Genomic DNA, 10,108 nt, shown 5'->3' on the forward strand with positions numbered 1-10,108 from the left:
AGAGTTGAAGGTGGGTGAAGTGGTCAACCCTAAGTTGTCAAAACAATCCAACAGTCGGAACGAAGAAAAACGATGATTAGGTCAAGAGAAAAGTCGAAACTCAAGTAGGTTGGACGAGCAACGTAACCCCTAACATCGGGTAGGACGAAGCGTAATTGCTTCGAGGTAATCAGAACACAAGAAACCAAGTAGAGACCAGTTAGACTCATGATTAGTAATAGTTTTAGAGAACTGTGGAACAACATTCCGTGGAAGAAACTCCGTAGGAATCTATTCCGACTACAATGTAGATTGTGGAAAGCCATGAGAGTAGGAGACAAGGCAAAAGCCAAAAATCTTCAAAAGCTAATCTTAAAATCTCGAAGTGCTAGATTACTGGCAATTCGTCAAGTAACTCAACTAAATGCTGGTAAGAAGACAGCAGGAATAGATGGGAAAGCATCACTTTCATTCCGAGAAAGGTGGGAATTAGAATCAGTCCTAGAAACCAAAGTCTGGAATTGGCAACATCAGGGACTGAGAAAAATTCCGATAGCCAAAAAGGATGGAACAACCCGGATGCTCAAAATTCCTACCATCTCAGATAGAGCTTGGCAATGTCTTGTCAAATACGCCCTAGAACCTGCCCACGAAGCCACATTTCACGAAAGGAGCTACGGTTTTAGAACTGGACGTTCCGCTCACGATTGTCAAAAAATACTCTTCTTAAACTTAAGAAGTAGCAGCAACGGATTAAACAAAAGAATCCTAGAATTAGACATCGAGAAATGCTTCGATAGAATCAACCACAACACATTAAGGGAATTAATCATTGCTCCCCAAAGCATCAAAGCTGGATTGATGAGATGCTTAAAAGCAGGAGTTAACCCAGAATTTCCTGAACAAGGAACTCCCCAAGGAGGTGTCGTGAGTCCATTACTAGCAAACATCGCTCTCAATGGAATAGAGAATATTCACTACTCAGTCAGATATGCTGACGATTTGGTGTTCCTTCTTAAACCCCAAGATAAAGCGGAAGAGATTCTGGAAAAAGTCGCAAGTTTTCTAGCTACAAGAGGTCTAAACATTAAGCCATCGAAGACAAGGTTAGTAGCCTCGACAGAAGGATTTGACTTTCTAGGGTGGCACTTTGTTGTGCAAGCCAACGGAAAATTTAGAAGTTATCCCTCAGAGGAAAACTTTAAAGCCTTTCGTCAGAAAGTTAAAGCCATCATCAATCACTCGAATTATGGGGCAAAGATTAAAGCCCAAAAATTAGCTCCAATAGTCAGAGGATGGAGAAACTACCACCGCTATTGTAAACTGAATGGCTCAAGATTCTCATTATGGCAACTTAATCATAGGACATATAAAGTGTTCTTAAAAGAAAAAAAGGTAAACCGCCAGATGGCTGCAAATTTAGTCAAAAAAGCGTTTCCACCTGTGCCATATTCAGAAAACAAGCACATCAACGTTAGAGGAGATTATTCGCCTTTTAACGGTGACTTAGTTTACTGGTCTAAGAGACAGTCCAAACTTTACGATGGAGCAACTTCTAGGTCTTTAATCCGACAGAACCATACCTGTGGATATTGTGGCTTGAAATTTATTGATGAGGAAAGAATACATCTGCACCACATCGATAGAAATCACGCTAATGGTCGAGCCAATAATCTTTTGGCAGTACACGAATCATGCCACGATTACATCCACAGGTGCAAAAGTGAAAGCTAAGATTATCGGGAGCCGAGTGCGGTGAAAGTCGCACGCTCGGCTCTAAGAGAGAGGTGCGGAGGATAATATCTCCCATCGACTCTACCCACCTTATCTAATGTTCAAAATTCGTGCGTTACGCTAACGCTAACACACCCTACTGGACTGTTTCAGTTAAGTATGGTTCTGATTTACTCTTTAATCCTAGTCTTCGTCAACAGGTGTTAGGTGTAACAGAAATTGCCAAAAACGTTATCGGAATGACGGTAGATACAGTTATCGATTTGGCTGACCAATTAACCCCACCCAGAGAGGTTGTTACCTTTGAAGTAACTAATGATATTAACGCTTTTGAAGAATATCTACGCCATGGTATTTTTGAAGCTGCAGGATTTGAGTCCTACTGTATTCAAGAATTAAGAGGATTAGTGGATATTTTTCGAGAAAAAGAAGGAACATGGGCAGGTGTCGCTCAAAACGAATGGTATAAAGAGAATCCTCAGCTTGTAGCAGAATTACCCGCTAATTTGCAATCTCAAGAATTTAATTTAGAAGTTAGTGAACGACTGAGACAATTAGCAATTGCCTTGAAAAGAAATAGTTCCTCTCAGTAGCGTTAGCTATAGCAAAGCACCGCTATTATTGCGACGATGGCGGTGAATTACGGTGATTTGGGGATGTGGATTAAGCTTCGCTAATCCTAATTAGGGTTTGCTGAAAAAGTTTTTCCTGGGGGCAGCGTGTGGGGTGTAGGGTGTGGGGTTTTACCGATTTTGAGGTGGTCAATTACCTAATTTTCAGGGAAAAAGTCCCTGAATTTTCCCCCCGCTCACTCCCATGTCCGGTACTTTTTGATTTCCAAAAAGGTCTAAAAGTCTTATCCAGCAAGATTTTTAGATTTATTCAGCCAACCCTAATTAAATCTCCACCTCTTAAACTACAAATCGACTATTAAAAGTAAATCCGTAGTCAATTACTCATAACTTCGGTGGCCGATTGTAACCTTTAAGGTGTTTGTCCAAAGACCATATATAGACGCGGCGGCCTAGATTTTGATCACAAATTCTTTGCCAATCATGAATGATAGAAAGGTCTCCCAGTCCCCTACCTTGCATCGCTTCATCAGGAAACTCTTTTAACCATCCTTGCAGGTCTTCTTTCTTTAGAAAACTAATGGGGGTGAAGGGAGATTTTCCTTCAAGAGCTTGTGTTACCTGATTTACAAATTTTTCTGCACAAATACGTCGCTGATTGCCATCTACCTTTTTGGCCTTGGCAATATGATTGCCAGTTTCCAGAATGGTCGCCATTGGCAAAAAAAGAGATTCCCCAGCTTCAATTTTCTCTTTTAACTCTTGAAGTATTAACTCAGATTGACTCGCTTTGTGGGGGACATTAAGTATCTCTAAAAAGATCGAAGTATCGATCAGACAAATAGCTCCCATCAGGCTACTTCTCCCTGTTTTAATTGCTCTAACCAACTTAGCGCGTTTTGTTGACGTTGTTCTGCTGTGGACTTATCCTTTAAGAACTTATCTAATACTTGTTTAGTCATCAACTGACCAAGAGTTCCCTGCACAATTAATTCGGGGAAACGCTCTAAATCAGCTAATCGGACAATACGACTATCTCCTGCTTGCGGATCTCGGTAACAACAAAGTACATTTCCAATATCACTATCGGGTACTGCATCTAATAACGCCGGGTTATGGGAGGTGATCAGTACCCTCAGTTTTCTTTCTAAGGCGATCTCCCGAATTTGCTTAACTAAATTATCTGCACGACTGGGATGAACACCATTATCGATCTCTTCAATAATTACGAAAGTTCCAGGATTTACACTTAGTAGAGTTGCAGCAATCGCTAAAACTCTCAGAGTACCATCAGACAACAAAGGAGCATCTATCTGATGTTCTTTGTTCCCAAAAGACTCTATTAGTTTCACCATAACATCGTTGCGGTCTGTAATGATAAAGCGAATATCGGTAATATCCTGTTCTGGTAATGAACGAATGAAGTCAAGCAACTTGTTTTTTTGAGTCTCTCCCTGCTGACAAACTGCGTAAAGAACACTAGAAAGGTTAGAGCCATCTTCTTTAATATCATCATCTTTAGCGTAAGCATAATCCCGCATTACTGCTGGACGAGGATCAAGAAAGACGATATTCCTCAAGGTTTCTCGAATTACTTTAGTAACTGCTGGAATAATTTTTTGTGATTTAGTATGACTTTGCTGGAACCGACTGGGAGTTTCCAATTGATAAAAAATGGCTTGTCGGTTAGAGCAAGGTATGTGGGGCTTATTTTTACCTTTGTTAAAATTGTTATACATCACCCTAATTTCATCGGTGTGCGGGTTAGGATCGCTATCAATTTTGTAAAGTGTTAATTCCTGATCTTTATTAGCTTTACTGACACTTTCTCCGATTATAATAAGTTGGTCTGATAATAGCCCAATTTCAATCTCAAAATCAGTCCAACCGTCAGGAGCGTTATCAATGTGTGTTCCCAAGGTAAAATACTGTTTTTCTGCACCGAAAAGATCGATCGCTTGTCCACGAGCAATTGCATTCCCGCTTTGAATGTTGCGTTCAATGTCATCTAACCTGCTGCCTTTCGCTAACCACGAAAGTAAGCGAATTGCTTCTAGTGCATTACTTTTACCTGACGCATTAGCGCCGATTAAAAAGGTGATGGGTGCTAGAGACAAGGTTGCCTCCTGATAGCTTTTGAAATTCCGAAGAGTCAGCGATGTTAACATACTTTTCACCCATTAAATCTTGACTGGTGCAGTTTGAGCATTTGTACTAAAAGTTCCAATACCAGCGCAGCTTATAGACTCTAACAAGTACCGAAAACTAGCACCCATAACCTTGAAAACTCAAACTGTAGGGCAGGGCATATCCGAACAGTATAATCTAGGCGTGGGGAGATAAGGTCGCTGTTTATTGGCATTAGGGCGGAACCCTTACCCTTACTGCATGGGGCTTCTCAGAAAAAATTGAAAAGACGCTACTGGGTACATTTTCCCCTTGAAAATGGCTGTACCGTTGACTGTATCTAGAGTAGAGCGATTCTGTGGAGTTGGCTTTATAGTGATCGCTAACCTTATGATCACAGATGATGTCATTAATCTCTAGAGTAAGCAATTCCCTCTGTAGCCATGTTTTTGCTGGTTTTCTGCCCCGAAACAAGCTATAATGGTCGAAAGGTCAAATTGGAATATTTTTGCCTCAAACCCTATCTGCGTAAAGACTTCAGGATTTTGTGTTCAGTAGTCCGTTAGTATTATATTGCTTTAACTCAGGCTCTGTAAGACTTTTAGCCATAGCTAGTATTTTTGTACGGGTAAAGTCCAGAGCTAAATGGTTGCCTTTTTTAACTTTTTTATTGATCTCATTAAGCATTTCTACTTATTGCAAGGGTGAGATGCTCCCTTATGAAATATGAAACTAGAGGCAAAGTCAAAATTAATAATCGTCTTAATTCCAATGAAATTAAAAGATATTGTCAACAAAGTCAAAATAGATTCTAGAAAATTAACCCAATATGCTCTCAATTTAGACAATCCAAAAGGATTAAATAAAGCCATCATGTTTCAACGCCACTTAGGATATACTCAAGATAATTATGAGCCACTTCTACAACAAATCGCTAACAAATCCCTTGAAGCAAAAGCTGTTTATCAAAGTACAGATCGACATGACAAACGCTATCAAGTTGACCTAGAAATTACAGGAATTGAACCAGGGCAACAAGAAATAGTGAGGACTGGATGGATTGTTGAGCCTGATAGTGATACAGCTAAATTAGTAACTTTATATGTGAGAAAAAGACCATGATTAAACCAGAATTATTTGACCTTGTGGAATTATTAGTTGACTTGCCTGAACATAACTTAATAATGGGAGAAAAAGGGACAATTGTTGAAGACTACAATGATGGTTGTTACGAAATTGAATTTAGTAATGATCTAGGGGAAACTATAGCCCTTTGTTCTCTCCCAATGCAGCAATTTATTGTCATCTGGAAAGCTCAGAACAAAACTTGGTTATCTTTAACAGAAAAGCTAACAGCTTTAATCGATAAATTACCCAAAGAAAAGCAACAAAAAGTTTTAGATTTCACCCGCTCTTTGTATCAATAAAATCGGAAAAAATAGGCTATTCCATAATTGTTATGCAAATAATTAACTTAAAATAAAAGCTGAAATTCATATAGGGAAGGACTGAAGGCACAAACAAGTTAAGGCCACAAAGATAGACAATAGAGTTAAGATTTGATATAATCGCCAAAAACGAGATTATTTTACTTATGATAGTTGATAAATTTTTGAACCTAAAAGGAACCTCTATTCAAGGCTATCGACACCTAGAAAATATCGGTATAGTTTGACGAATCGAATCAAAAAATAAAAAAGCAACGGCTCGAAGGCGTTAGATTTATTTGGGGTTTCCTTAATTTGTACCCAGTAAAACCCCATTCAGATACAGCACGGGTTATGGTCTTTTGTCAAGGGGTAATACCAAATTTCTAAATCCATGACAGACATCCACGCTCGAATGCTTGCCAAGCCTGCATTCGTTGTGACGCAAATAAAGAAAAATGGTATAAGTCCAGTAATAGTTATAATTCCTATGTTGATGTTAACTTAGCACCCCACAGACAAGGTGCGTTACATTTTATTAAAGCACCAGGTAATAGCGGCGTGCTGCTACGCAGTGCCTTGGAAATCTCACTATCGTTCAACACTTCTCATCCATCATCCATCTTCTCTTTGCTGCCTCACGAGCTAAGTCGAACTTAATCTTGAACTTATTATTCTCCAGAATTTCCTGAATTGATCTAAGCTCATGATCCCCTAAATGGTCTGCTAAATAAGCTTCTATCAAAACCTCCACCAGTTGAGTAATAGTATCTTTCGGCATTTGAAGGTATTGCCGAATATAATTTATTGCCTTTCTATCATCGGTCAGCACTTTGCCACCGATACGTCTGGCAACAACAAAACAGGACAGTTCTGCATCACTCGCACGTTTTGATTGAGGGACGTTTGACATCTCAACTAAATCCTCGATCTCTAGAGGAAATGTTGTAATTTCACCATAATCAATTAGTTTTTTGTAATAATTTAAACTATCAGAATGTCCCTGCTCAAATTCTAATTGAACATACACTGTAGTAATCACAGAGTATCCAAGCAATTTAAGAAGATGAAAGCGATTAATGTACATGAAGTGAATAATCGCACAAGTATCGATAGATACTACGCCCATCATTAACTACTGACCTCCAAAAACGTTAGAAGTTCATTTAGAAGCTGATAACCATCTTCCAAAGGTAGCAGTAGCATATCTAGGAGCTTATGGTGAGTAATCTCTCGTCTTCTATATGCCTCTGTACACAAATCAATGAAATGCCAGGACAAACCTTGACGTATAATTTGTGCAGATTTACTTCGCATACCTGAAGATAGCGTTGGTGGAGTCTCAGGATCAAATTTCTCGTCATGTTTAATGACCAAACGTTTTTCTTGCATTAATTGATCTTTTAAAGCTTCATTGAGCCATTTAAGATCAGATAAACGGATAATTACCACTTGAGAACTGACTCGAAATCGTTCAGCAATTCGCCGAATGAGACTAACCCAAGCTTCGTAGCTTTCTGCGGGTGAGTAATCTGACTCAATTCTTTGTTTTGAAACTAGAAAGCTGCCTGCAAAACTATTGGCTCTCCACTCAAGTTCAGACCGAGCATTTAAAGATTTTAAGTATGTAACTTCCTGCCCTTCAGAAGAGTCAAATAAAGCATGACAGTACTCATGAGCGGCAGAAAAATTTTGTCGGTATAAATCATCAAGATAGTTGATGAGAATACAGTGACCAGCTACCGGATGGTTAATATATAGTCCGGATATATTTTTATCTTCTAATTGACGTTTGAATATATGAATGCCTTGATTTCTGATTAACTCAAATATATTTTCTACTGGCTGTTGCCCTAAACCCAAACGTTCTCTCTCCAAAGAAGCTGCTTCTTCACCTTGTCTTTTGAAGTAGCTATGATTAAACGGATATTGTGCGTAATTAGGAATCTTTGTAGGCTGACGCTGAAATACTTCCCTTTCTAGGAAATCTTCGTACTCACAAAGCCGAACAAATTCCTGAATAGCAATGCGATCGCTTTTGGAAAGGGCAGCGTTGCGACGAAATATTTCTTGAACTTGGGACTCTGCTGATGGGTAGTCGCCTGTAACGAAGTACCTGAAGTCACGGCGGTACATAACAGATAACAAGACCAACTGGTCGCCAGTAATTTCATTCCTGCCTTCTTCAATATCTAGATATTCCTGCAAACTGATTTGAAGACGCAATGCCGACTCTTGCGGAGCAATTAAAAGGCTTTCCCGCGCTTTCTTGAGCTTTCTGCCTAAAACTACATAATCAAATGCCATCGCTAATGAGAAAAACAGGAATCCAGTCCCATTATATTGGGAGCATTTCATTTATGCAAGTGAGTAATTATATAGTCATTTCAATTAAAGGTGAGATGCTCCCCTATTTCTAGCTCGGATTCACTCTTGCTAAAAATTGTACCAGACAAATAAAAAAAAGGGAGGTTTAAGAACCCCCCTCAACAGTTAATAATTAGATGACAGCCAAATTAGTAGCGGCCAGCATTGGGTTTATGAACAATAAAGCTCATGGTTTGACATTGTTTGATGTTGTCAAAAGCGATAACGCGGATGTAGCAATCAGAATATTCAGTGCGGCACTCGCGAACTTCATTAAGAACTTCTTGGGGACCAGAAACAGAGAATAAAGGCAGTTTCCACATCGTCCAATGATAATCCGCGGGTTTGGGATCTTTTTCAAATTCCACAGCAGGAATATAACCCTGATCGATCATGTATTGAATTTGTTTAGCAATTTGTTGATCGGTGAGGGGGGGCAAGTAGGAAAGAGTTTCGTAACGCTTCTCTTTAGGTAAAGTTTTCATGGGTTTCTTGATTCCTTATGGGTTGGGTAGATCATCAACATCGAGATTTAATTCCGATGTCTCTGGTTGACTTATAGCAGTACGGGTGAGACGTTCCAAAAGTTGCCGACGATGTTCGGTATTGTCATTAATAATTCCCGTTTTTACCATCTCTGGCAAGAACTCTAAAACCTGTTCGGCTAGATGTTCTCTTACCGTCATGATCCGCAAAACTAACTCTTTATTCTCAGCCATTAACCCCGCAATATAGGCCTCGCCATCCTGAATGGAATGGCTAGAAGTATAGTGACTCAGCCAAATAGCTAAAGTGGGATTAGTTTCTGACAATTGATCGATAATCGTGCGAACCGCTTGGTAAGTTAGGTAACTTTGTAAGACTTTCGCGGTATCTTGAACAACTTTTTTCGGATACATTTTATACAGTTTTCAGTTATTGGCTAGACAGTTATCAGTGTTGAAATTCTAGCGACTGCTTCCCGATTTTGGGCAAGTCCCCGGCATTATTTTGCACCGATAACTGCTAACAACCTTCTGAAGGGCTGTATTAGAGGGTATCCATAGCCTCGAACTCGAATTTGATTTCTTTCCAGAGTTCGCAAGCGGCAGCCAGTTCAGGACTCCAACGGCAAGCTTCCCGGATAACGTCGTTACCTTCGCGGGCCAAGGAGCGTCCTTCGTTACGAGCTTGGATACAAGCTTCCAGAGCCACACGGTTAGCGGTGGCACCAGGTGCGTTACCCCAGGGGTGGCCGAGGGTTCCACCACCGAACTGTAAGCAGGAATCGTCACCGAAGATTTCCACCAGCGCGGGCATATGCCAAACGTGGATACCACCGGAAGCAACGGGCATTACCCCGGGTAAGGAAGCGTAGTCTTGGGTGAAGAAAATACCACGAGCGCGATCTTCTTCTACATAGTCTTCACGCATCAGGTCAACAAAACCCATCGTGATTCCGCGTTCACCTTCGAGTTTACCGACAACGGTTCCAGAGTGGAGGTGATCACCACCAGAGAGACGTAAGCACTTAGCTAAAACGCGGAAGTGGATCCCATGATTTTTCTGACGGTCGATAACCGCGTGCATTGCCCGGTGAATGTGGAGCAGTAACCCTTTGTCGCGGCAGAATTTCGCCAGGGTGGTGTTAGCGGTGAAACCCCCGGTGAGGTAGTCGTGCATGATGATGGGGGTTTTGATTTCGGCGGCGAATTCAGCCCGTTGCATCATCTGCTCGCAGGTAGGAGCGGTTACGTTTAAGTAATGTCCTTTAACTTCGTTGGTTTCTGCTTGGGATTTAACGATCGCCTCTTGGACAAAGAGGAAACGATCGCGCCAACGCATGAAGGGTTGAGAGTTAATATTTTCGTCGTCTTTGGTGAAGTCTAAACCACCGCGGAGACATTCATAAACGGCACGACC

Annotated in this window: 10 protein-coding genes and 1 pseudogene; 4 read left to right on the forward strand and 7 right to left on the reverse strand. The window is 40.6% G+C overall.

Features of this window, described 5'->3' with window-relative positions:
• The first annotated feature begins 207 nt into the window (after positions 1–207).
• Together PX481_RS10690 and PX481_RS10695 are read left to right on the forward strand one after the other, a co-directional pair.
• Positions 208–1,713 (forward strand): group II intron reverse transcriptase/maturase, encoded by a 1,506-nt coding sequence (locus tag PX481_RS10690; RefSeq protein WP_288002256.1) that lies wholly within the window; start codon positions 208–210, stop codon positions 1,711–1,713.
• A gap of 152 nt (positions 1,714–1,865) precedes the next feature.
• Positions 1,866–2,306 (forward strand): annotated as a pseudogene (locus PX481_RS10695) (dynamin family protein); the annotation flags it as partial.
• Between the two features lie 363 nt (positions 2,307–2,669).
• Here PX481_RS10695 and PX481_RS10700 read toward each other — a convergent pair.
• A complete protein-coding gene (locus PX481_RS10700; protein ID WP_002759312.1) occupies positions 2,670–3,137 on the reverse strand; it encodes a hypothetical protein in 468 nt (155 codons plus the stop codon).
• Positions 3,137–4,453 (reverse strand): AAA family ATPase, encoded by a 1,317-nt coding sequence (locus PX481_RS10705; protein ID WP_002759313.1) that lies wholly within the window; start codon positions 4,451–4,453, stop codon positions 3,137–3,139. Before PX481_RS10705 ends, PX481_RS10700 begins: the two co-directional genes overlap by 1 nt.
• Before the next feature lie 730 nt (positions 4,454–5,183).
• Here PX481_RS10705 and PX481_RS10710 point away from each other — a divergent pair.
• Both PX481_RS10710 and PX481_RS10715 read left to right on the forward strand, forming a co-directional pair.
• On the forward strand, positions 5,184–5,534 hold the full coding sequence (locus tag PX481_RS10710) for a DUF6883 domain-containing protein (protein ID WP_159247607.1): 351 nt from the start codon (positions 5,184–5,186) through the stop codon (positions 5,532–5,534).
• Positions 5,531–5,839, forward strand: coding sequence for a DUF4926 domain-containing protein (locus tag PX481_RS10715; RefSeq protein WP_002759315.1), 309 nt, complete (start codon positions 5,531–5,533; stop codon positions 5,837–5,839). The genes PX481_RS10710 and PX481_RS10715 overlap by 4 nt, the downstream gene beginning before the upstream one ends.
• 598 nt (positions 5,840–6,437) lie before the next feature.
• Here the strand turns inward: PX481_RS10715 and PX481_RS10720 are convergent.
• The 5 genes from PX481_RS10720 to PX481_RS10740 form a co-directional block, all read right to left on the reverse strand.
• Positions 6,438–6,971, reverse strand: a complete 534-nt coding sequence (locus PX481_RS10720; protein ID WP_002777280.1) for a PIN domain-containing protein — start codon at positions 6,969–6,971, stop codon at positions 6,438–6,440.
• Positions 6,971–8,146 (reverse strand): ImmA/IrrE family metallo-endopeptidase, encoded by a 1,176-nt coding sequence (locus PX481_RS10725; protein ID WP_288094563.1) that lies wholly within the window; start codon positions 8,144–8,146, stop codon positions 6,971–6,973. The genes PX481_RS10720 and PX481_RS10725 overlap by 1 nt, the downstream gene beginning before the upstream one ends.
• Positions 8,147–8,355: 209 nt before the next feature.
• The gene (locus PX481_RS10730) at positions 8,356–8,691 is read right to left on the reverse strand and encodes a ribulose bisphosphate carboxylase small subunit (RefSeq protein WP_002741682.1); all 336 of its coding nucleotides are present in this window, start codon (positions 8,689–8,691) and stop codon (positions 8,356–8,358) included.
• Between the two features lie 15 nt (positions 8,692–8,706).
• The gene (gene rcbX, locus PX481_RS10735) at positions 8,707–9,105 is read right to left on the reverse strand and encodes a RuBisCO chaperone RbcX (RefSeq protein ID WP_061430949.1); all 399 of its coding nucleotides are present in this window, start codon (positions 9,103–9,105) and stop codon (positions 8,707–8,709) included.
• A 130-nt stretch (positions 9,106–9,235) separates the two neighbouring features.
• Positions 9,236–10,108 (reverse strand): ribulose-bisphosphate carboxylase large subunit (locus tag PX481_RS10740; protein ID WP_288094564.1); only part of this gene is annotated, 873 nt, incomplete at its 5' end.

The organism is Microcystis sp. M53603_WE2 (assembly GCF_030065435.1).

What these genes read in the sequence shown, in the direction of transcription:
- PX481_RS10690 (WP_288002256.1), top strand. Translation starts at nt 208, where the DNA reads ATGATTAGTAATAGTTTTAGAGAACTGTGGAACAACATTCCGTGGAAG.
- PX481_RS10700 (WP_002759312.1), bottom strand. Translation starts at nt 3,137, where the DNA reads ATGGGAGCTATTTGTCTGATCGATACTTCGATCTTTTTAGAGATACTT.
- PX481_RS10705 (WP_002759313.1), bottom strand. Translation starts at nt 4,453, where the DNA reads ATGTTAACATCGCTGACTCTTCGGAATTTCAAAAGCTATCAGGAGGCA.
- PX481_RS10710 (WP_159247607.1), top strand. Translation starts at nt 5,184, where the DNA reads ATGAAATTAAAAGATATTGTCAACAAAGTCAAAATAGATTCTAGAAAA.
- PX481_RS10715 (WP_002759315.1), top strand. Translation starts at nt 5,531, where the DNA reads ATGATTAAACCAGAATTATTTGACCTTGTGGAATTATTAGTTGACTTG.
- PX481_RS10720 (WP_002777280.1), bottom strand. Translation starts at nt 6,971, where the DNA reads ATGATGGGCGTAGTATCTATCGATACTTGTGCGATTATTCACTTCATG.
- PX481_RS10725 (WP_288094563.1), bottom strand. Translation starts at nt 8,146, where the DNA reads ATGGCATTTGATTATGTAGTTTTAGGCAGAAAGCTCAAGAAAGCGCGG.
- PX481_RS10730 (WP_002741682.1), bottom strand. Translation starts at nt 8,691, where the DNA reads ATGAAAACTTTACCTAAAGAGAAGCGTTACGAAACTCTTTCCTACTTG.
- rcbX (WP_061430949.1), bottom strand. Translation starts at nt 9,105, where the DNA reads ATGTATCCGAAAAAAGTTGTTCAAGATACCGCGAAAGTCTTACAAAGT.